Genomic DNA, 22,484 nt, shown 5'->3' on the forward strand with positions numbered 1-22,484 from the left:
TATGCTCCCACCGCGTTTAAGAGATATAAATCTCCAGTCACTCAAAACGCGATCGGGTCCCTGCCGGTCGCGTTTTTTTGTGCGTTTCAGGAATTTCCGTTTCCCGTCGCCACTTCGGAAATCCGCTTTGCCGCCTCGCGGATCAGCGCTTCACAGGCTTCGCGTGTCGGGGCCTTGCCGCCAAGCGGCGTGATATAGGGGCAGGTGATGACGGCAAGCGCAGTGCCATCCAGCGTCAGCACCGGGGCGGAAATATTGCGCACGCCGGCGGTCTGAAGGCTGTCCATGGATTCGAAACCGTTTTTGCGCACCTCCGCCAGCCGCCCGGCAAGGTCCGGCGGCACGGTTTCGCCGCCGCCGCGCACTTGTTCGGTTATCATGATCTGGCGCTGCGCTTCCGTCTGGAAGGCCAGAAGCACATGGCCGGAGCCGGTGTGGAACAGGCTCATCTGCGCGCCGACCCGCATGGACATGGCCCAATAGGTGGACGATTCCTGCTGGGCGATGACGACCACGCTGCCGCGATCATAAACCGCCAGATGACAGGCCTGCTCGGCGCTCGCCGAAAAATCGCGCATGACCGGTGCGGCGAAAGAAACCAGCCGGCGGATCGGCGCGTGGAAATGCGCCAGTCCGAACATCTTCAGCGTCAATGAGAAGCGGTCTCCGTCAAGTCGCTGCACATAACCGCGGCGCACCAGCCGGTCCAGCATGCGATAAAGCTCGTTCGGGCTTTTGCCGATAGACTTGGCGATCTCGATCTGGGTCAGCCCGCCATCGGTGCGGGCCAGAAGTTCGAGAATGTCCAGACCCTTGTCGAGGGCGGGAGCGCGATATCTTTCGCTGTCGTCGTCGGTCATCTGGCCTCGATGGTGTTTTGCGCGGTCGCCGGGTGGCAGCCTGAAAATATGGTTGCCCGATAGCCGACATCCACGCAAGTTTGCTTGACGCCATATGAATACCGCGTTTACATATGAATTGTCGATCCATATTTGAGATCATCGAAATTCAGCGGTCCGGTCCCCGAAGGGCGGCGGGCCTTAGCGGGAGGCTATTCATGGTGCAGGATTTTAACGGCCGGACAGTGGTGATTACCGCCGCTGGCCAAGGTATCGGCCGGGCGACGGCGGAGCGCTTCATATCGCTCGGCGCGCGCGTCATTGCCACCGATATCAACGAACAGGCGCTTTCGACGCTGAAGGGTGCGGAAACCCGGGTTCTGAACGTGCTCGACGGCGATGGCGTCAAGGATTTCGCCGCCGATATCGGCCATGCGGATGTGCTGTTCAACTGCGCCGGTTTCGTTCATTCCGGCACCATTCTCGATTGCGAAGAAAAGGACTGGGATTTCTCCTTCGATCTCAACGCCAAGGCCATGTATCGCACCTGCCGTGCCTTCCTGCCCGGCATGCTGGAAAAGGGCAAGGGCGCAATCGTCAACATGTCCTCCGTCGCTTCCAGTGTGAAGGGCGTGCCGAACCGTTTCGCCTACACCGCTTCCAAGGCGGCCGTGGTGGGTCTGACCAAGGCCATCGCCGCCGATTTCGTCACCAGGGGCATTCGCTGCAACGCCATCTGCCCCGGCACGGTCGATAGCCCGTCTTTGCATGACCGCCTGCGCGCCACCGGCAATTACGAACAGGCGCTGGCCGATTTCATCGCCCGCCAGCCGATGGGCCGTATCGCCACGCCGGAAGAAATCGCGGCACTCGTGACGTATCTCGCTTCTGATGAGGCAGGCTTCACCACTGGCCAGATCCATGTGATCGATGGCGGCTGGACAGGCTGATTTTTTTAAGGGAAATGCGAGAGGCGACCGGCGTAAAAGCCGGTCGCCTTTTTCGTTCAGACGACGGCGCTTCCGGCCATCAGTGCAAGCACGAGGAAGACCAGGAAGATCACCACGGCGATGAAGAACAGGATTCGGGCCACGCCCGCCGCGGCTGCCGAAATGCCGGTAAAGCCGAATACGCCCGCGATCAAAGAGATAACAAAGAAAATAAGAGCCCACTTCAGCATGGTGCTTCCCCTTTTGCATAATTTTCCCGAGCCCGCCGCCCCGCGACAGGCTCGGTAAAATGACGCGCAAAAGGCGAAAATGTTCCATACGCCCGCAAAAATCGTTGTTTTAGAGTGTTTTCGCTTTTCTTCGAATAGCGAAAACACTCTAACTCTTTGTTTTGGCGCATTTCCGGACGGAAAACCGGGCTCCACTTTTCCTGGAAATGCTCTAGAAACCTGTTTCACGCGCCGCATCGATCCGGCGGGCATTCCAGGTGGTGCGGATGAAGGTGGCGACGAAAGCAAGGCTCATGAACATGACGATGGTGGGGGCCGGTGCGCTGTCGATGAGGAAGCTCAGCCATATGCCTGCCAGCGATGAGGTTATCGCCACCGCAATGGCCACCAGCAGCATGGCGGAAAAACGCCGGGTCAGCAGGAAGGCGATTGCGCCCGGCGCGACCAGCATGGCGACCGAGAGGATGATACCCACCGCTTTCAGCGCTCCGACGACGGTGAGCGACAGAACCATCAACAGGCCGTAGTGCAGGACACGCACCGGCAGGCCGATGGCTTTCGCATGTTGCGCATCGAAAGCGTTGACCAGCAGATCCTTGCGCAGAATGCCGAGAAACAGCGTGGCGAAAAGCGCGATCAGGCCCGTCTCCAGCATATCCGACGGCGCAATGCCCAGCATGTCGCCGAAGAGGATGTGGTCGAGATGCACATCGCTCTGCACCTTCACATAAAGCACCAGCCCCAGCCCGAACATGCCGGAAAAGACGATGCCGAGCACCGTGTCTTCCTTGATGCGGCTGTTTTCCTTGATGAAACCGGTGGCGAGCGCGCAGATCATGCCGGCGATGAACGCACCGATGGAAAGCGGGATGTTGACGATATAGGCCAGCACCACACCGGGCAGCACGGCGTGGGAAACCGCATCGCCCATCAGCGACCAGCCCTTCAGCACCAGAAGACAGGAGAGCATCGCCATCGGCACCGCGATCATCAAAGTGATCACGAAGGCATATTGCATGAAGGGCAGCTGAAACGGCAGCATGGCGAGTTCGAGATATTCGCTCATGGCGTTTCCCCCAGCGCCTTGCGGGCCTTGGCCCTGGAGGCGAGAAGCCCGTGCTTGGGCGCAAAGACAAAAGCGGCAAGGAAGATCGCGGTCTGCAGCACAACGATGACGCCGCCGGTCGCGCCGTCGAGGAAATAGCTGAGATAGGCGCCGACGAAGCTGGTGGCCGCGCCGATGATAAGGCTCATCAGGATCAGCCGCTCGAAACGGTCGGTCAGCAGATAGGCGGTGGCGCCCGGCGTCACCACCATGGCGACAACGAGGAAGGCCCCGACGGTCTGAAGGGCGGCAACCGTGGAAGCGGCGAGCAGGGTGAAGAAGATCACCTTCAGCACTTCCGGCTTCAGCCCCACGGTGCGGGCGTGGTTCTCATCGAAGAACACCACCATGAAGTCTCGCCATTTCAGCGCCAGCACGATGAGGCTGATGCCGCCGATCAGCGCGAGCTGGATGGTGTCTTCGGCGGTGATCGCCAGAATATTGCCGAGCACGATGGTCTGGATATTGACCGAGGTGGGCGAGAGCGACACCATGAACAGCCCCAGCCCGAAAAACGAGGTGAAGATCAGCCCGATGATCGCGTCTTCCTTCAGCCGCGTTTTCTGGTTCAGGAACAGCATGGAACCGGCCGCAAGCCCGCCGGAAAGGAACGCGCCGAGCGAAAAGGGCAGGCCCAGCATATAGGCGCCCGCCACACCCGGAACGATGGCATGGGAAAGCGCATCGCCGATCAGCGACCAGCCCTTCAGCATCAGATAGGCCGAGAGAAAACCGCAGACGCCGCCCACCAGTGCGCTGACCCAGATGGCGTTCAGCATGTAACCATAAGTGAAGGGCTCAAGAAGGCTGTTTATCATCGACTTTTTCTTTCGGAGCCTCAGGATCGCGCCCATTCTGGCCATTCTTGCCGTAGATCACGAAAGGCCGCTCGTCATCGGTGATGACCTTCACCCGGCGCGGATCGGCATCGTTATGCAGGTCTGCCCCGCCAAGCACGAAGTGACGCAGGCTGCCGCCGAAGGCTTTTTGCAGATTCTCCTCGTTGAAGGTATCCGCCGTCTTGCCCGATGCCAGCACCGTGCCCTTGACGAAGACGGCGCGGTCACAGAATTCCGGCACGCTGCCGAGATTATGGGTGGAGACCAGCATGACCCGGCCCTCGTCGCGCAGCGCCTTCAAAAGTGCGACGATCTGCTCTTCCGTCGTCACGTCGACACCGGTGAAAGGCTCGTCCAGCAGGATCACCTGACCCTCCTGCGCCAGCGCGCGGGCCAGAAACACCCGCTTCTTCTGCCCGCCGGAGAGTTCGCCGATCTGGCGCTTGCGATAGTCGAGCATGTTGACGCGTTTCAGCGCCTCTTCGACCATGTGATGGTCGCGTTTCGAGGGGATGCGCAGGAAATTCATGTGGCCGTAACGGCCCATCATCACCACATCCTCCACCAGCACCGGAAAGCTCCAGTCCACCTCTTCGGCCTGCGGCACATAAGCGACGAGGTTTTTCCGGAGCGCTTCCTTCACCGGCAGGTCGAAAATAGAGACGGAACCGGCGGCCAGCGGCACAAAACCCATGATGGCCTTGAAAATCGTGGACTTGCCGGCGCCATTGACGCCGACAAGTGCAGTGATCGTTCCGCGGGGGATGGAAAAGCTGGCATTTCTTAATGCGGTGTGGCCGTTTCGATAGGTCACTGTCGCATTTTGAACCGTCAGGCCGCCGCCTGATTTTTTACTGCCCATTCTCATGAAGACAGCCCCTTGGCGATGGTTTCGCTGGTTACACGCAGGAGGTCCAGATAGGTCGGAACCGGGCCGTCCGCCTCGCTCAGCGAGTCCACATAGAGGATGCCGCCATAGGCCGCGCCGGTTTCCTTGGCCACCTGCTCTGCGGGATCGGCGGAAACGGTGCTTTCGCTGAAGATGACCTGGATATTGTGCTCGCGCATGGCGTCGATCACGCCGCGCACCTGCTGCGGTGTGCCCTGGCTGTCGGCATTGACCGGCCACAGGAACAGTTCCTTCAGGCCGAAATCGCGGGCGAGATAAGAAAACGCGCCTTCGCTCGTTACCAACCAGCGCTTGTTTTCCGGCAGAACGGAAAGCGTGTCGCGGATCGGCTGCACGGTGGCTCTGATCTTGTCCGAATAGGCCTTGGCATTGGCGGCATAGACATCGGCATGGGCGGGGTCGATCTCGGTCAGGCCCTTGCGGATATTTTCCACGTAGATCAAGGCGTTATCGGGCGACATCCAGGCGTGAGGATTGGGTTTGCCCTGATAGGCGCCGCCGCTGATGGCCATGGGTTCCACGCCTTCGCTCACCGTCACGCTCGGCACGCCGGAAAGATTGGCCAGAAACTTTTCGAACCACAATTCCAGATTGAGGCCATTGCGGAGCACCAGATCGGCCTTGCGGGCTTTGAGAATATCGCGCGGTGTCGGCTGGTAGTTGTGAATTTCAGCGCCCGGCTTGGTAATGCTTTCCACCTCGGCCGCATCGCCCGCCACATTGCGCGCCATGTCGGCGATGATGGTGAAGGTCGTCACGACGGTCGGTTTTTCCTGAGCGAGGGCGACGCCGGGAAGAAAAAGCGAAAAAGCGAAAATGGCGTGGCGGATTTTATGGAAGTTCACGGGGCTCACCAGATTTTGTTGCGATTAATTCGCAATACCATCTGTTATAAAATCACGCTTGTCAACGCTATTGCAAATCATTCGCAAATTAGCGCATTTCGCAAATGTCCGAAAATGGTGCGTTTTTGCCGGTGTTGCGCCGGCGGGATTAAACTTTTTTCAATGAGAAAGCGGCACTATCGCAAGGCTCGGACAGCGTGGTCCGGAGCTTGTCCCGCGTGTGTTCCTCATCCTTCGAGCCACGTTTTGGGGTGAGGGCGTAAGACGGGGTACTTGATGTCAGGATGTTGCGGGTGAAAGCTGTATTCGGACGAATGCGGTTTTCGCGCAAGCTCGTTATGATTGGAGGCGGGATCCTGCTTTTGGCGGGTGCGACCGGCTCTGCTGCCGTGTTTATCGGCAGCGAGCGGCTGCTCGGCCCATCCTATGCCTCCACCAACGGGCTTTCCTGCGACGCGGTCCAAACGGTCAATATCCGCAAGAACGGTTCCCTATGGATCCGCAAATTCATTCGCACCCAGGGCGGTGACGGCACAGAGCGGCTGAAGACTGCGCTTCGTGTCGCAAGGGCGGTCTACGACAAGCAGAAACCCGATCTGGTTCAGGTCTCCGTGCTCGACAAGAACGGTCCGCAGCTGCGCTCGGAAATGCGTGGCCGTGCCATTGCCGCACAGGTGGTTTTCATTCCCGATCCGGCAAAAATTCCCGAAGGCGCGGATGCCCATCGTTATTCGGCCTTTTATTATGATGGCGCCGCCAATGCCAGCGGCCAGTTTTACGGCCTGCGCATCGATCTGCCGCTGGAAGATGCCGAGGCGCTGGCGGCAAGCCTCAGCGATTCGGCCGATTGTGCGACCCCGGCTCTCGATGGCGGTTCTGAAGGCCATGAAGCAAAACCCGCGAAAAGTGCGACGGGACACGGCGAGACCAAAGATGACGGCGCGGGCGGCCACGGCGGCGCGCCGGCGGAAGCCAAGGACGGTGGGGCTGATCATGGCGAAACTCCGTCTCCCGAAGCGCATGGCGAACCGGCTGCCGACGAACTTCTGACCTCGACGCCGGAAGCCGATGGCGGCAGCATCTTCAGCCTGTCTTATCTGAAATCGCTGATCTTCGGCAAAGGCTCGACGACCGCACAGGCGGCGGAAGAAAAGCCGGCTGCCGAAAATGCGCCGGCGGAAGAACCCGGTTCGGAGAAAAAGGCCGCGAGCCACTAAGCGGGCGAGGGCGGTTTCTCTCCCCGAATCCTTCCGGGGCTCGCATCTGACGTGTCAGATATCCGGCCCGATCCGCAGGCGGCCAGCCGGATTTGGAAATTTCTTCCGTTTGTTGACGATTGCCGGAGAGAAACTCTGCGACAGGGCGACAAAGGCGGCAATGCGGGCGATCAGCTTTTCCCGATCACCCTTAGTCACGGCCTCGTAGCTCTCGATCTCGTCGATATAGCCCGTCAACCAGTCTTGATATTTGCCTTCGTTCCAAAGGCGCTCAGTCGCAAACACCGTGTCTTCCAGCCGATCATAGGCAACGAGCGTCCGTCGCCAGCGATGCTCGTCGAAATCCAGCGCGCCGTTGGCGAAGAGCGACCCGACCTCGAGGCCGTAGCTCATCAGCTTCGCAGAGCGTTCCGGCGGCATGGTGAGGTTCAGCCCGCCTTCCTCTTCGTTGAGGAAAACGCGGGCGATGCGTTCTCTCTGGCCCGGCATGGTGGCGAGCGACTGATCCTGCCAGTCCTTCGCCGAACTGAGGATGCTGCCGAGAAAGCCGCTCATTTTTTCCATCTTGTGAACGGGCACGCCGATCCCTTCGCCCGCCGCTTGCGGGATCGTGACGCGCTTGCCGCTACTTGCGATGGATTTCGGCAATTCATCGAGGCTAAGCGCGAAAGTGGGGCGCGACGGAAGCAGGGCATCGAAAAGATGAATGGGGAAGTTGCTGCTGATGCCGCCATCGGAGAACCAGATTTTCGCCTTCATGACGGGCCGCGCTTTGCCCCCGAGACGCTGCACGATATCCAGCGTGCCGCGATCGTTGGTATAGGCCGGAATGGCCTTGAACAGCACCGGGAAGCTCAGGCTCATGCGCGTTGCGATGATGACCGGCAACTGGGCGGGCTCCGGAAAAGCCTTGAGTTCGGGAAAGGGGCCGCCCGGTGTTGCGATCTGCTTCAGCCAGTTCATCACGGCAACGGGAAAGAGCTGGCTCCATTCCGCCGGGTCGTAAGCCACCATGAGACTGGTGGTCGGAAGCGTGTGCGGCCGCCGCATCGACAGGTTCGTCGTGACCATCTTCAGGTTGATGACTGGCTTCTCCGGCTCCGCCCCGATGAGATCGCCGAAGGTCAGCGGTGGCGCGGTTGCGGCGTCGCTGCCGAAAGCGATGTCCTGGATCGATGCGTGAAGCCATTCCGTCAGGCCCGGAACCTCGGCATCGGAAACCGTTAGTCCCGAGCAGAAACCGAAGCCGTCCCTTGGCAACCGGTAGAAAACCAGCCACAGGATCTGGCCGAGGATGCCGGCCAGCACTCCCACCAATCCGCCGAGAACCGACCCGGCCCAACCGCCGCCCAGAACCCACAAGGCGCCGGCGCCGATGACAATGCCAGCTATGGCTGCCAGCGGAAAAGCCAGGAGCAAGCCCAAAACCTTGCCCGGCCAGCCGCCGGCCTGCGCCCACAGCAGGTAACGCATCAGCGGGCGAAAACGGCGCTGCGGCTGGAAAAGCCTGTCCAGAATAGTGGGTATCGTGTCGCAATGAGCCTGCAGGCGGGTGAAGCCATCCGGATCGTTCCTGACCGTGCGGGAATATTCCGCCGCCGCCGCAAAAGCGGCGGCAATCGCCCCGGCCGATGTGCCGCCTATCGAGCGGAAGCGATACCGGCGCGCCAGTTCCAGAACGGCATAAGGATAAACGACACCGGAGGTGATGCCGCCTTTCATCACCACGTCGCATTCCTTTTCAGGTGCGACGAACATATCGGGCTGGTATTTGGGAAGCTCATTCTCGGGCATGCGTATCTCCCCCGGCGGCTCCTGATCGAAAGCCGTCAAACACAATGCGAATGATGGAGAATGGGTATCACAAGTTGAGGCGATATCGCCAGTATATTCTACTGAAAGTTAAATAAACTGACGCGATCCGTTCGCTGAAAGCCGGATAGTTACTTGCGAGCGTCTATCTATGGAGGGGAAAGCCGACAGATAAAGGGGGCGAAACCTCGCCACACTCTCCGACGTCAAGAAAATACGCCCCTTCGCCACCAGCGAGAAAGTTGGGGCGAGGAAGGCGGCCGCGAGGCCGCCCGGGGTTTCGTCCGGTCAATCCGCCTTGTTGCGGCGGGCCGGGAAGAGGATGACGTCGCGGATCGACGGGGCGTTGGTCAGAAGCATGATCAGGCGATCGACGCCGATGCCGAGGCCGCCGGCGGGCGGCATGCCCTGGTCGATGGCGTCGAGGAATTCGTCGTCCAGCTGCTTGTCCTTTTCACCGCGGGCGTGCGCTTGCTCCAGCTGCTCCACCATGCGGCGGCGCTGTTCTTCCGGATCGTTGAGTTCGGAGAAGGCGTTGCCCACTTCCCAGGCGTTGCAATAGCTTTCGAAACGCTCGACGAGGCGCGGTTCGCCCGGCACTTCCTTGGCGAAGGGCGAGATGTCCTTCGGGAAATGCGTGACGTGGCTCGGCTGGATCAGTGTGCCTTCCACCTTCTCCTCGAAGATGAAGGCAAGGCATTCGCCCCAGGTCCAGTCCTTTTCGACAGCGAAGCCAGCAGCCTTGGCGGCGGCGCGGGCTTCCTCGTCGGTCTTGATAGCGAGGAAGTCGATACCGGTCGCTTCCTTCACCGCGTCGGGCATCGGCACGCGCTTGAACGGGCCCTTGAAGGAGATCGTCTGGCCCTGGAATTCAACTTCGGTCGTGCCGTGCAGGGCAATCGCCAGCGTCTCGAACAGACGCTCCACGAGACCCATGATGTCCTCGTAATCGGCATAGGCCCAGTAGCACTCCATCATGGTGAATTCAGGATTGTGCCTTGTGGAAACGCCTTCGTTGCGGAAGTTGCGGTTGATTTCGAAGACTTTGTCGGTGAGGCCCGAAACCAGCGTGCGCTTCAGGTACAGTTCCGGCGCGATGCGCAGATACATGTCCATCTTCAGCGTGTTGTGGAAGGTCTTGAACGGATCGGCCGTCGCGCCGCCATAGATGGTCTGCAGCATCGGCGTTTCCACTTCGAGGAAGCCTTCGGCCTCCATGAAGCGGCGGATGCCGGAGAGGATCTTCGAGCGCTGCAGGAAGCGCAGCTTGGATTCCTCGTTGGAGAGAATGTCGAGGTGGCGCTTGCGGTAACGCAGCTCGATGTCGGAGACGCCATGCCACTTTTCGGGCATCGGCAGCAGCGACTTGGTCAGCATGGTGATTTCTTCGGCGTTGATCGTCAGCTCGCCGCGCTTGGTGCGGCGCACCTTGCCGGTCACGCCGATGATGTCGCCGATATCGATCATCGGCAAAAGGTTGCGCGCCGCTTCCGGCGTCGTATCCTTGTGGGAGAAGATCTGCACCTTGCCGGATGCGTCATGGATATCCATGAACATGCCGGAATTGCGCGAGGAATAAACGCGGCCGGCCACCGTCACCGTATCGCCGGTTTCGACGTCGGCTTCGATATCGGCGTATTTTTCCGCCAGCTCCGCATTGGTCAGCGTGCGGTGGAAATGCGCCGGATAGACATCGCCGATCTGCTCGCGTAGCAGCGCAAGTTTCTGGCGGCGCACTTCGGTGGCGTCGGAGGAGAGGGCGGTGGTTTCGGTCGTCTTGTCGTTCATCGTATTCGCCTTCAGAGGGCTTGTTCGTTGCAATTACCCTTTGCGCTCGGGGCTTACCCCCCTCTGCCCTGCCGGGCATCTCCCCCTCAAGGGGGGAGATCGACAAGCGGCGGGCACCTTGCCCATGGAACGAGCGGGTGCGGCACCTGATCTCCCCCCTTGAGGGGGAGATGCCCGGCAGGGCAGAGGGGGGTACCCCGAGCAGAGGGGTATATTCAGAATGCTGCCGTCACCGCCAGCACGTAAACTATCAGCTTCCGCTGCCAACCATCGTAGCCACGACGGCAATCGCCATCTTCAACCGCTGGCGCACCACGGAGCGGCCGAGCAGCGCCATCGAGTCAAACAGCGGCAGAGAGCGCGAGGAACCGGACATGGCCACAAACAGCGGCGGCGTCACCACGCGCAGTTTCTTGCCGGTGCGTTCTGCCACATCGCGCAGTTCGGCCTCGATCGCTTCCACATTCCAGTCCGGCATCTTTTCCAGATCGGCGGCAACCGTGGTGAGGATTTCGTGGATTTCCTCCGGTTTGCTCTTCAGCCCGGCAAAGGAAGCCGGCGTCAGGCCGACATCGCTCGCCAGCAGGAAGCCGGCGAGGTTCGGCAATTCGCCGAGCCTCGAAATGCGGCTCTGGGCAAGCTTCAGACCTTCGGTCAGGCGGGCATTCTCCATCGCCCATTCCAGCGTGCGGGCAATGAACTCCTCCGGCGAAAGCTTCTCGCGCAGCCAGCGGCCGTTCAGCCAGTCCAGCTTCTGGATGTCGAAGATGGCACCGGCCTTGGAAAGCGCCTCCGGATCGAACTTCACCGCCAGCTCGTCCATGGTCAGAAGTTCTTCGCCTTCGGCGATCTGGATGAAGAATAGGCCAAGGAAGTTCATCAGCGCTTCCGGCAGGTAGCCGAGCGCGGAATAATAGGAGATCGAGGTCGGGTTCTTGCGCTTGGAAAGCTTGGACTTGTCGGCGTTGCGCATCAGCGAAAGATGCATGAACGTGGGCTGGTCCCAGCCGAAATAACGGTAAAGCAGAATGTGCTTGGGCACGGATGCCAGCCATTCTTCGCCGCGGGCCACATGGGTGATCTTCATCAGATGGTCGTCGATGACGTTGGCCATGTGATAGGTCGGCATACCGTCGGCCTTGATCAGCACCTGCATATCGACCGAATCCCACGGGATCGAGACATCGCCATAAACGCCGTCATGGAAATCGCACGAGCCTTCGGTCGGGATTTTCATGCGCACGACGTTTGGTTCGCCGGCGGCGACGCGGGCGGTGACTTCTTCGGCCTTCAGGTTAAGGCAATGGCCGTCATATTTCGGCGGCTTGCCAGCGGCGCGCTGGGCTTCGCGCATTTCTTCCAGCCGCTCGGGCGTGCAGAAACAGCGGAAGGCGTGGCCTTTTTCCAGCAGTTCTTCGGCGTATGGCCAGTACATGGCCTTGCGCTCGGACTGGCGGTAGGGACCGTAAGGGCCGCCGACATCGGGGCCTTCCGACCAGGTGAGGCCGGTCCAGCGCAGGGCTTCCAGCACTTTCTGCTCATATTCAAGGGTCGAGCGGGTGGCGTCGGTATCCTCGATGCGCAGGATGAACTCGCCGCCATGTTTCTTGGCGAAGAGATAGTTGAACAGCGCGATATAGGCGGTGCCGACATGCGGCTCGCCGGTGGGGGAAGGTGCGATGCGGACGCGAACGCCGGAAGTGGTCATGAAATTCACTCGTCGTGACGTGGCAGTGACATCGGGGCGGTTTCACCCGTCTGTCACGATGTTTTCGTTTGGATGCGGCAGGAAATCATGTTGGAAGACGCAATGAAAGCGCCTTTTGCACATTCCCGTTCGGCTTCGGCTTAGGCCATATTCTGCCGCAGGCGTCAAGGAAATACGAAGCCCGCGCTGGTTCAGCGTCCTGGCCGAGAGTCCTAGCTCACTGGCCAGACGTAAAGCAGCATGGGAATGCTGGCGATGACGATCATGATCGACAGTGGCAGGCCGAGGCGCGGATAGTCGCTGAAGCGATAACCGCCCGGACCCATGACCAGCGTATTGCACTGGTGGCCGATGGGGGTGAGGAAATCGCAGCCTGCGCCGATTGCCACCGCCATCAGGAAGGCCTCCGGCCGGAAACCGAGCGTGGTGGCGAAACCGGCGGCGATGGGAGCCATGACCAGCACGGTGGCGGCATTGTTGAGAAAGGGCGTCACCGCCATGGCGGTGAGCAGGATCATGCCGAGCGCCGCAAAGGGCGGCAATCCCTGCGCGGCATGACCGAGCCATGCGGCGATCAGTTCGCTTGCCCCGCTGGTACGCAGGCTGTCGCTGACGGGAATAAGGGCGGCGAGCATGACGAGGATCGGCCCGTCGATGGATTTATAGACCTCGGTGAGCGGGATTGCGCCAACGACGATCATCAGGAAAGCGGCGGCGAAAAAGGCGACGGAGACCGGCACCAGCCCGCTGCCGGCGGCGATCATGGCGGCAGCAAGCACGATGACCGGCAAAAGCGCGCGGCGCTGCACGCCCAGCAGGATTTCCCGCTGCGCCAGCGGCAAGAGCGAAAATTCCTGCAATACCTGCGGCAGGTTCTTGCGGCTGCCCTGTAAAAGAATGACATCGCCCGCCTGCAATGTCAGCTCAGAGAGCCGCTGGCTGACGCGCTGGCCGCGCCGGCTGACGGCGATCAGATTGACGCCGCGCGTATAGGAGAGCGAAAGCTCACGCGCGGAAATGCCGCTCAGCACCGATTCATTGCTGATCACCGCTTCCATGGAAATGAGATCGGCGGTTTTCTGGCCGTTTTCGGTGAGCGGCTTGCCGGAAAGCAAAAGCTTCGCCTGTGAGACGATGCGGTCCAGCCCCTCCGGGCTGCCTTCGAGAAGAATCGTGTCACCCGCCTTCAGCGTCACGTCGGGGAAGGGGGAGATGCGCCGGGGGCCGCGCAGGATGGTGCTGGCGATCACATCGCCGTCGGCCTGTTTCAGCAATTCACGCAGCGGTTTCTCCGCATGGGTGCTGTCGGCCGGCAGGGTGGCTTCGGCGGTATAGGCGGACTGGTCGAGAATATCTTCCACCGACGCCTGCTGGCGGTTGCGCACCGGCAGCAGGCGGTAACCGAAGGTCAGGAAGATGATGCCGATGACGGTCAGCCCCGCGCCGACGGGGGTGAAGTCGAACATCGAAAAACTCTGCCCGGTCATTTCCTCGCGCAGCCGCGAGACGACGATGTTGGGCGAGGTGCCGATCTGCGTCATCAACCCGCCCAGCAGGGCGGCGAAGGCCATGGGCATCAGATAATAGGAGACCGGGCTGCCGGATTTGCGGGCGAACTGGAAGGCGACCGGCATCATGATGGCAAGCGCGCCGATATTCTTGATGAAGGCCGACATGACGGCGACGACGATCATCAGGAAAGCGAGCTGCAGGCTCTTGGAGTGCATTTCGGGGAAATATTTCTTTATCGTCATATCGACGATGCCCGAGCGGGCGACAGCCGAACTGACCACCAGCGCACTGCCGACGATGATGACGATATCGTCCGAAAAACCGGAAAAAGCTTTTTCGAAAGGCACGACACCGAGCGCCACGGCCACGAGCAGCGCACTGCAGGCGACGACATCGTAACGCAGCCTGTCCCAGATGAACGCGACCATCATGCCGGCGATGACGGTGAAGGCGAGGATCTGGTCTGTCGTCATCTGGGCGGGTTACTTTCGCATGCGGGGAGATGGAATCGTATCTGCTTTTTTGTAAGGAACGTAACCATCAACGCAAGTGCGCAACGGGAGTTCCTCCCGCAGGCGCATATCGTTTCATTGCATGAAAAAACTGTCGATATAATCTGCTGCCCGGTCAGAGATGCCGACGATCTTGTCTGTCGCCTGGCGATAAAGCTTGAAATTGAGCTCGGTTCCGGGCTGCCCGTCGTCCCAGTCACGGAAGTCGCGAAGTTCCGCACGACCCAGCGGACGCAGAGCAGTTGCGGTTCGTTTTATGGTGAGATCGACCCGGGGTGTCTGTCGCGCGATGCCGGGTTTGCGGGCAACTGCTTGGGCGCTTGTCACCGTGCCGCGCGCGATGAGGCCATGCCCGCCCTCATTTTCACTGGCAAACAGAAAAACGGTGTCGCTTTCCGTTATGGTCTTGCCGCCATACATGGTTTTTTGCGCGGCGAATGCGAAGGTTTCCGCGTCGGGATTTGAGATTTCCGCTTTGATGACGAAAGCCATGCTCTCTTCCCCTCCGGGCAGTGCGGGATGTTGATACCGCTTTGTCCGGTTTTGGTAGCGCAAGGCCCGCATGCGGCGGGCCCTGCCAGTCGTCGTAGCCGTCACTGCGGCTGTTTTTTCTTTCGCCTCGCATTGCGGGCCAGCATGTTGAGCAGTTCCACCAGCGCCGAGAACGCCATGGCGGCATAGACGTAGCCCTTCGGAACATGGAAGCCCATGCCTTCGGCGATCAGCGTCGTGCCGATCATCATCAGGAAGGCGAGCGCCAGCATGACGATGGTGGGGTTGCGCTCGATGAAGTTGGCGAGCGGCGTTGCGGCCAGCAGCATGACGGTGACGGCCACGATGACCGCGACGATCATGATCGGCAGATGCGGTGTCATGCCGACGGCGGTGATGATGCTGTCCACCGAGAAGACGAGGTCGAGCAGCAGGATCTGGCCGATGGCGGCGCCGAAATTCATGCCCACGGGGCCGCCCACCATGTCTTCCTTGTGGTCTTCCGGGTCGACATTGTGGTGGATTTCCTTGGTGGCCTTCCACATCAGGAAAAGACCGCCGGCGATCAGGATCATGTCCTTCCAGGAGAAGGCGTGGCCGAAGAGTTCGAAGACCGGCGTGGTGAGCTGCACGATCCATGCGACGGTGCCGAGCAGGCCGAGGCGCATGACGAGCGCAAGGCCTATACCGATCTTGCGGGCTTTTTCGCGCTGTTCGGGCGGCAGCTTGTTGGTGAGGATGGAGATGAAGATCAGGTTGTCGATGCCGAGCACGACCTCCATGACGATCAGCGTGACGAGCGCCACCCAGGCGGCGGGGTCAGATAGAAGAGGGAGAATGGACTCCATCAGGTAGGTTTTCCTTTCAGCAACAAGGCCAGCCGAAACATTCGGTGGGTGGAATTTATAGCGCAATACGCGAGAAACAAGGAGTTGATGGCTCCGGGGCGCAAGATTTCATCGAAATTTCGCGCAGACCGCGTATTGGCGTTCACGCCGTTGCGAGTGCATTTCCAGGAAAAGTGGCCCCCGGTTTTCCGTCCGGGAATGCGCCAGAACAAAGAGTTAGAGTGTTTTCGCGATTCGGAGAAAAGCGAAAAAACTCTAAATGATCTCAGGCCTTGTCGGTTCCGTAGGCGGCCATGAATACCTTGATGGCGCTGGCGATCACCCGGTCCAGTTCTTCTTCCGGAACCGGGCCTTCGATCTCTCCGAACAGGCGCAGCTTGAAGAAGGTGCCGGTGGAAAGCTCGATATATTGCCGGGCGGCCAGCTCCACGTCATCGACCTTCAGATGGCCGAGCGCGACATGGTGCTCGATGAAATCCTGAAGCACGGTGCGGACATTGTTGGGTGCGGCGATGAAGAAGCGCTGCGCCAGCTTCGGCATGCGGTCGATGACGCCGATGACCGAGCGCATGGCCGGGATCATCTCCGAGCAGATCATCTTGTTGGCGAAGGCCTTGCCGAATTGTCTCAGCCCGTCGCGCACCTCTTCGGTGCCGGCCAGAATATTGCGCATGGAGGTGGCGAATTCCTGCCGGTGGTGATCGACCAGCGCCGCGAACAGATCTTCCTTGTTGGAGAAATAGACATAGATCGTGCCCTTGGAAACGCCCGCTTCGCGCGTGATGTCGTTCATGCTGGCCGCATCGAAACCCTTGCGCTTGAACACACGCCAGGCGCCCGCCAGAATCTGCTCGCGTTTGGCCGGGTCTTCACCCGCCGCAAAACGCCCGGCGGCATTGCCCGGACAGCCCGTTTCCGTTTCCGTCTCCATATCCCTGTCTTCACCTGCCATCGCTACCGTCTCTTAGCATCGCAATGGCGTAAAAAAAATTAACCGAACGTCGAACCAATCGGTTCGATAACACTTGATATGTGTCAGGAAAGAGATTATGTCAATCGAACCGAACGGTTCAGTTCGAAAAACTTTCTTCAATTTATCACGGTAAGCTCCCATGTCGGCCCAGAAGAATAGCGCGGTTCGCGCCGTCAACGATGCGGAAGAGGCGGATATCTCCGCCAAGGCCGAGACCTCTCCGGCAAAGCCGGCTGAGGCCGCGCCGCCGCCGCAGCCCCAGACCATTGCGGCGCCGAAGCAGAAGAAGCGTTCGAAGCTTCTGCCGGTCATCGCTGTCGCCCTTCTCGCCGGCGCCGGCTGGTACGGTTACAACTGGTGGGTCGACGGCCGCTTCATGGTGTCGACGGACGACGCCTATATAGAAGGCGATATCGCCGTCATCGCACCGAAGGTTTCGGGCTATGTCGCCAAGGTCAACGTGGTCGAGAACCAGGAAGTCAAGGCGGGCGATCCGCTGGTGACGCTGGACGACGGCGATTATCGCATCGCGCTCGATCAGGCCGAAGCCCAGATCCGCACCGAGCAGCTGTCGCTGAAGCGCATCGATGCGCAGATCGTCGGCGGCGAAGCTTCGCTGGAACAGGCCGTCGCCCAGAAGGGTGCGCTGGATGCCGCCCTTCGCGGTGCCGAAATCACCCAGAAGCGCGCCAGCGAGCTGCAGGCGAAGGATGTCGGCACGGTTGCCGCTTCCGACAATGCGCAGGTCGCGCTCGATCAGGCCAGGGCGAATGTCGTGGCCGGCGATGCCGCCATCTCCTCGGCCAAGGCCAATGTGGAACTCCTGCGCGCCCAGCGCGAGGAAGCCGAAAGCACGATCCGTTCGCTGCAGCTTTCCCGCGACAAGGCCGCCCGCGATCTTTCCTTCACGGTTCTGAAAGCGCCCTATGACGGCGTCATCGGCAATCTGGCGGTTCAGAACGGCGATCTGGTTTCGGTCGGCAAGCGTCTGGCTTCGCTGGTGCCGATGAACGAGCTTTATATCGACGCCAATTTCAAGGAAACGCAGCTTGCCCGCGTCGTGCCCGGTTCGAAGGTGCGCGTGCATGTCGACGCCTTTGACGATGCGACGATCGAGGGCACGGTGCAGTCGATTTCGCCCGGTTCGGGCTCGGTCTTCTCCATGCTGCCGCCGGAAAATGCGACCGGCAACTTCACCAAGGTCATTCAGCGCGTGCCGGTGCGCATCGTCTTCTCCAGGGAAGACCTCGCCAGGCACAATCTGCGCGCCGGCCTCAGCGTCGTTGTCGATGTCGATACCCGCACGGCGCCGGAAACGACGAAAACGGCGCAAGTTAACCCGGAAGCCAAGTAAGGCGCATCGCTGATGCGCCGTTGAGGTCAAGATCATGGCGGCTACGGTTGTCGGTACGGGCGGGGCGTCCATCCCCGCCGATCCCCCGATGGACAGGCGCAGGCTCATCGCCTTCTTCGCGATGGTCTTCGGCATGTTCATGTCCATCCTCGACATTCAGATCGTCTCCGCCTCGCTGGCGGAAATCCAGGCGGGTCTCGGCGCGGGTTCCGATGAGATCGCCTGGGTGCAGACCTCCTATCTGATCGCCGAAGTCATTATGATCCCGCTGTCGGGCACGCTGGCGCGCATTCTCTCCACGCGCGTGCTCTTCGCCACCTGCGCGGCCGGCTTCACCATATCGAGCGCGCTCTGCGCCACAGCCACCAATATCGACCAGATGATCGTCTACCGCGCGATCCAGGGCTTTATCGGCGGCGGCATGATCCCCTCCGTCTTCGCCGCCGCCTTCACGATCTTCCCGCCCTCGAAGCGTTCGGTCGTGTCACCGATCATCGGTCTCGTCGCCACGCTTGCGCCCACCATCGGCCCGACGGTCGGCGGTTATCTTTCCAATGCCTTTTCCTGGCACTGGCTGTTCCTCGTCAACATCATCCCCGGCATCATCGTCACCATCCTCACCTGGAGCCTGATCGATTTCGACAAGCCGGAAAAGTCGCTCTGGAAGAAGTTCGACTGGTGGGGGCTGATCTCCATGGCCGTCTTCCTCGGCTCGCTGGAATATGTGCTGGAAGAGGGCAACAACAAGGACTGGTTCAACGACGAGCATATCGTCATGGGAACGGTCGCCATGGTCATCGGTGCCGTGGTGTTCTTCTGGCGCGCCTTCAAGGTGGAATTCCCTGTCGTGGATATCCGCGCCTTCGCCGACCGCAACTTCTCCATCGGCTCGCTGTTTTCCTTCGTCATGGGCATCGGGCTTTACGGGCTGACCTATCTTTACCCGCTCTATCTCGGCCGGGTGCGCGGTTACGATGCGCTGATGATCGGCGAGACCATGTTCGTCTCCGGTCTTGCCATGTTCTTCACCGCGCCGATTGCCGGCAAGGTCTCCACCAAGCTCGACCCGCGGGCGATGATGGCCATCGGCTTCATCAGCTTCGGCTGCGGCACATGGATCATGACGCATGTGACGACCGACTGGGATTTTTACGAGCTGCTGATCCCGCAGATCCTGCGCGGTTTCGGCCTGATGATGTGCATGGTGCCGATCAACAACATCGCGCTCGGCACCCTGCCGCCGGCCCGCATCCGCAATGCGTCCGGCCTGTTCAACCTTACCCGTAACCTCGGCGGCGCGGTCGGTCTTGCCATCATCAACACCATGCTGTCGCAGCGCACGGACGACCATTATGTGCGGCTAGCCGAACATGTGAGCTATTCCAATCCGCAGGCGCTGGAATGGCTGAACAGTGTCGGCGCCAACTACGATTCCTACGGTCTGGACGGCGCGTCCGTCGCCGTCAAGAAACTGGTCGGCATGGTCTCGCAGCAAGCATGGATATTGGCCTTCGCGGATGTGTTCTTCGCGCTGACGCTGTTGTTCTCGAGCCTGATCTTCATGACCGTGCTGATCCAGAAACCCAAGGCAGCGCCGCCGCCAGACGCGGCGCACTAACAAGAATCCCCTCCCATCCACCGCAGAGCTGGGGCCGTCGGAAATGACGGCCCCTTTTTTGTTTTGAATATGGAGCGAGCGAGGGCGGCATATTTCTTCTCCCCGCCGGGGAGAAGTCCGCGGCAGCGGGATGAGGGGGGCGAGGGTAGAGATATTCGGAGAGCTGGCCCCCTCATCCGACCCTTCGGGCCACCTTCTCCCCCTCGGGGAGAAGAAACGCGCGGCAACGCCGTGAACGAACCTCCGCCGATTGATCGCTGCGGCTTTAGACAGAATATGAGGTACGTACATCATTTTTCAGTTTACCTCGACCACAAAGCTGGATATGCAGGGTGAGGGAGGAGCCATGAAGCCGACAGTTCACGATATCGCCGAGCGGGCGGGCGTCAGTCTCGCCACCATCGACCGGGTGCTGAACATGCGCCCCGGCGTGCATGCGGCAACGCGGGCACGGGTGGAGGCGGCCATTGCCGAGCTTGGTTATGTGCGCGATATCGCGGCCGCCAATCTGGCCAAGGGCCGCAATTATTCGCTGGTCTTCATCCTGCCGGGCAATGACAATTCCTTCATGGCGACGCTGCGCGCCGAAGTGCGGGCCGCAGCGGCACGGGCGCATCTGGAGCGCACGGCGATCCGCGTCATCGAGGTGCCGCCGTTCAATGCCACGGCGCTGACGGAGGCTCTGGAAGTCGCGCGGCGGGAAAAGCCGTCGGGCGTCGCCTTCGTCGCCACCGATTCCGAGGATGTGGCGGAAGCCGCCGACCGGCTGGCCGAAGACGGCATCGCCACGGTGACGCTGGTGTCCGATCTTTCCGGTTCGCGGCGGGATCATTATGCCGGCGTGGACAACGTCGCGGCCGGGCGCACGGCGGCGAGCCTGATGGGACGTTTTCTCTCCGGGCGCGGCGGCGATGTCGCGGTTGTCGCCGGCTCCATGCTGGTGCGCGACCATCGCGAACGTCTGGAAGGATTTCGCGCCGTTATCGAATCCGAATTTCCGCAATTGCGGCTGCTGCCGGTGCTGGAGGGCAGGGACGATCCGCTCACCGTCGAGACGCTGGTGCGCAAGGCGCTCGGCAATGCCGCGCTCTCCGGAATCTACAGCCTCGGCGCGGGCAATCGCGGCCTCATCCGGGCGCTTGGCGCGGCAGAGGGCGAAAGAGCGCTTTCGGTCATCGCCCATGAGCTGACGGAAAACACCGCCAATGCGCTGCGGGAAGGGCTGCTGGACGCCGTGCTCAACCAGGATGCCGGCCATGAGGTGCGCAGCGCCATCCGCGTTTTGAAGGCGCGGGCCGACGGTCTACCCGTCATCGCCGCGCAGGAACGTATCCGTATCGACATATTCCTCAGGGACAATCTTCCCTGATGAGAGCATTTCCAGGAAAAGTGGCCGCCGGTTTCCCGTCCGGAATGCGGTGACTTTTAAAAAACGCTGAAAGCGGCGCATGGCGCGCCGGAATGGAGAAATACATGTATCTCGGTCTCGATCTTGGCACATCCGGCGTCAAAGCCCTGCTGATGGACGGCGATCAGAAAATCATCGGCTCGGCCAACGGCTCGCTGGACGTTTCGCGCCCGCATCACGGCTGGTCGGAACAGGATCCGGCCGACTGGATTGCCGCGACGAAAACCGCCGTTGCCGGCCTGAAGCAGAAGTTTCCGAAGGAGCTTGCCGCCGTCAAGGGCATCGGCCTTTCCGGCCAGATGCATGGCGCGACGCTGATCGATGCGGCCGGTAAGGTGCTGCGCCCCTGCATCCTGTGGAACGACACGCGCTCTTATGCCGAGGCCGCCGCGCTGGATGCCGATCCACGCTTCCGCAAGATCACCGGCAACATCGTCTTCCCCGGTTTCACCGCGCCGAAACTTGCCTGGGTGGCGAAGAACGAACCTGAAATCTTCGCGAAAGTGGCCAAGGTGCTGCTGCCGAAGGATTATCTGCGTCTTTGGCTGACGGGCGAATACATCTCCGAAATGTCGGATTCCGCCGGCACCTCCTGGCTCGATACCGGCGCACGCAAATGGTCTTCCGAACTTCTTGCCGCCACCGGTCTGGATGAAAAACACATGCCCTCGCTGGTGGAAGGCACGGATGAGGCGGGCGTGCTGCGCGCCGAACTTGGCTCCGAATGGGGCATTTCCGGCCGCACCGTCGTTGCCGGCGGCGCGGGCGACAATGCCGCTTCCGCCTGCGGCATGGGCACGGTGAAGGAGGGCCATGCCTTCGTCTCGCTCGGCACATCCGGCGTGCTTTTCGCCGCCAATGCATCTTACCTGCCGAAGCCGGAAAGCGCCGTGCACGCCTTCTGCCATGCGCTGCCCAATACCTGGCACCAGATGGGCGTCATCCTCTCCGCCACCGATGCGCTGAACTGGTATTCGCGCCTCACCGGCCAATCCGCCGCCGATCTGACCGGCGAATTGGGCGAAACGCTGCTTGCGCCGACCGGTGTCACCTTCGCGCCCTATCTCTCCGGCGAGCGCACCCCGCACAACGACGCCGCCATTCGCGGCTCCTTTATCGGTCTTTCGCATGAAAGCGACCGCAAGGCGCTGACGCAGGCGGTGCTGGAAGGCGTGACTTTCGCGATCAGGGACAATCTCGAAGCGCTGAAATCGGCCGGCACGTCCATTTCCCGCGTCACCGCCATCGGCGGCGGCTCGCGCTCGGCCTATTGGCTGGCCTCCATCGCTACCTCGCTCGGCGTGCCCGTCGATATTCCGGCCGAGGGCGATTTCGGCGCCGCTTTCGGTGCGGCCCGCCTCGGCCTCATCGCCGCGACCGGGGCCGATCCGGTGGCGGTTTGCGCGCAGCCGGAAACGGCGCGGACCATTGAGCCGGTGGCGGCGCTGGCCGGCGCCTATGAGGAGGCTTACCGGCGCTATCATGCGCTTTATCCGGCTATTCGGGCGCTTTCGCATTGAGACG

General features: G+C 60.9%; 19 protein-coding genes. 6 read left to right on the forward strand and 13 right to left on the reverse strand.

The window, feature by feature from the left end; all coding sequences use genetic code 11:
- Nucleotides 1–86 precede the first annotated feature (86 nt).
- Nucleotides 87–860 (reverse strand): IclR family transcriptional regulator, encoded by a 774-nt coding sequence (locus tag I3J13_RS24135; protein ID WP_196380516.1) that lies wholly within the window; start codon nt 858–860, stop codon nt 87–89.
- Between the two features lie 197 nt (nt 861–1,057).
- Between I3J13_RS24135 and I3J13_RS24140 the strand changes: the two genes are divergently transcribed.
- Nucleotides 1,058–1,789 (forward strand): SDR family oxidoreductase, encoded by a 732-nt coding sequence (locus I3J13_RS24140; RefSeq protein WP_174058732.1) that lies wholly within the window; start codon nt 1,058–1,060, stop codon nt 1,787–1,789.
- A 56-nt stretch (nt 1,790–1,845) separates the two neighbouring features.
- Here the strand turns inward: I3J13_RS24140 and I3J13_RS24145 are convergent, their stop codons facing one another.
- The 5 genes from I3J13_RS24145 to I3J13_RS24165 form a co-directional block, all read right to left on the reverse strand.
- A complete protein-coding gene (locus I3J13_RS24145; protein WP_003499086.1) occupies nt 1,846–2,019 on the reverse strand; it encodes a DUF1328 domain-containing protein in 174 nt (57 codons plus the stop codon).
- Between the two features lie 211 nt (nt 2,020–2,230).
- Nucleotides 2,231–3,085 (reverse strand): metal ABC transporter permease, encoded by an 855-nt coding sequence (locus I3J13_RS24150; RefSeq protein WP_196380517.1) that lies wholly within the window; start codon nt 3,083–3,085, stop codon nt 2,231–2,233.
- A complete protein-coding gene (locus I3J13_RS24155; protein WP_035260059.1) occupies nt 3,082–3,942 on the reverse strand; it encodes a metal ABC transporter permease in 861 nt (286 codons plus the stop codon). Before I3J13_RS24155 ends, I3J13_RS24150 begins: the two co-directional genes overlap by 4 nt.
- Nucleotides 3,923–4,831, reverse strand: a complete 909-nt coding sequence (locus I3J13_RS24160) for a manganese/iron ABC transporter ATP-binding protein (RefSeq protein ID WP_003523118.1) — start codon at nt 4,829–4,831, stop codon at nt 3,923–3,925. Before I3J13_RS24160 ends, I3J13_RS24155 begins: the two co-directional genes overlap by 20 nt.
- Complete coding sequence (locus I3J13_RS24165) at nt 4,828–5,718, reverse strand: metal ABC transporter solute-binding protein, Zn/Mn family (RefSeq protein ID WP_196380518.1); 891 nt, start codon at nt 5,716–5,718, stop codon at nt 4,828–4,830. Before I3J13_RS24165 ends, I3J13_RS24160 begins: the two co-directional genes overlap by 4 nt.
- Before the next feature lie 314 nt (nt 5,719–6,032).
- Here I3J13_RS24165 and I3J13_RS24170 point away from each other — a divergent pair, with 314 nt between their 5' ends.
- Nucleotides 6,033–6,935, forward strand: a complete 903-nt coding sequence (locus I3J13_RS24170) for a hypothetical protein (protein ID WP_196380529.1) — start codon at nt 6,033–6,035, stop codon at nt 6,933–6,935.
- 54 nt (nt 6,936–6,989) lie between these two features.
- Here the strand turns inward: I3J13_RS24170 and I3J13_RS24175 are convergent, their stop codons facing one another.
- From I3J13_RS24175 to I3J13_RS24205, 7 genes are all read right to left on the reverse strand, one after another.
- Entirely contained in the window at nt 6,990–8,729 is a 1,740-nt protein-coding gene (locus I3J13_RS24175; RefSeq protein ID WP_196380519.1) for a patatin-like phospholipase family protein, read from the reverse strand.
- Between the two features lie 306 nt (nt 8,730–9,035).
- Nucleotides 9,036–10,535, reverse strand: coding sequence for a lysine--tRNA ligase (gene lysS, locus I3J13_RS24180; protein ID WP_142170184.1), 1,500 nt, complete (start codon nt 10,533–10,535; stop codon nt 9,036–9,038).
- Nucleotides 10,536–10,785: 250 nt separating this feature from the next.
- The gene (gltX, locus tag I3J13_RS24185; protein WP_196380520.1) at nt 10,786–12,243 is read right to left on the reverse strand and encodes a glutamate--tRNA ligase; all 1,458 of its coding nucleotides are present in this window, start codon (nt 12,241–12,243) and stop codon (nt 10,786–10,788) included.
- Nucleotides 12,244–12,455: 212 nt separating this feature from the next.
- Nucleotides 12,456–14,228 (reverse strand): SLC13 family permease, encoded by a 1,773-nt coding sequence (locus I3J13_RS24190; RefSeq protein WP_196380521.1) that lies wholly within the window; start codon nt 14,226–14,228, stop codon nt 12,456–12,458.
- A gap of 114 nt (nt 14,229–14,342) precedes the next feature.
- Nucleotides 14,343–14,831, reverse strand: a complete 489-nt coding sequence (locus I3J13_RS24195; RefSeq protein WP_236001141.1) for a hypothetical protein — start codon at nt 14,829–14,831, stop codon at nt 14,343–14,345.
- Between the two features lie 29 nt (nt 14,832–14,860).
- Complete coding sequence (locus I3J13_RS24200) at nt 14,861–15,607, reverse strand: TerC family protein (protein ID WP_080853574.1); 747 nt, start codon at nt 15,605–15,607, stop codon at nt 14,861–14,863.
- Between the two features lie 265 nt (nt 15,608–15,872).
- Nucleotides 15,873–16,559, reverse strand: a complete 687-nt coding sequence (locus tag I3J13_RS24205; RefSeq protein ID WP_059758536.1) for a TetR/AcrR family transcriptional regulator — start codon at nt 16,557–16,559, stop codon at nt 15,873–15,875.
- Nucleotides 16,560–16,719: 160 nt separating this feature from the next.
- Between I3J13_RS24205 and I3J13_RS24210 the strand changes: the two genes are divergently transcribed.
- The 4 genes from I3J13_RS24210 to xylB all read left to right on the forward strand — a co-directional run bounded on the left by I3J13_RS24210 (nt 16,720) and on the right by xylB (nt 22,480).
- Complete coding sequence (locus tag I3J13_RS24210) at nt 16,720–17,934, forward strand: HlyD family secretion protein (protein WP_196380522.1); 1,215 nt, start codon at nt 16,720–16,722, stop codon at nt 17,932–17,934.
- A 34-nt stretch (nt 17,935–17,968) separates the two neighbouring features.
- On the forward strand, nt 17,969–19,552 hold the full coding sequence (locus tag I3J13_RS24215; RefSeq protein ID WP_003520997.1) for a DHA2 family efflux MFS transporter permease subunit: 1,584 nt from the start codon (nt 17,969–17,971) through the stop codon (nt 19,550–19,552).
- Between the two features lie 346 nt (nt 19,553–19,898).
- Nucleotides 19,899–20,921, forward strand: a complete 1,023-nt coding sequence (locus tag I3J13_RS24220) for a LacI family DNA-binding transcriptional regulator (RefSeq protein WP_137005583.1) — start codon at nt 19,899–19,901, stop codon at nt 20,919–20,921.
- A 104-nt stretch (nt 20,922–21,025) separates the two neighbouring features.
- A complete protein-coding gene (gene xylB / locus I3J13_RS24225; RefSeq protein ID WP_196380531.1) occupies nt 21,026–22,480 on the forward strand; it encodes a xylulokinase in 1,455 nt (484 codons plus the stop codon).
- The last annotated feature ends 4 nt before the right edge of the window (nt 22,481–22,484 follow it).

This window comes from Agrobacterium leguminum, assembly GCF_015704895.1.
In the GTDB taxonomy this organism is placed as follows: domain Bacteria; phylum Pseudomonadota; class Alphaproteobacteria; order Rhizobiales; family Rhizobiaceae; genus Agrobacterium; species Agrobacterium leguminum.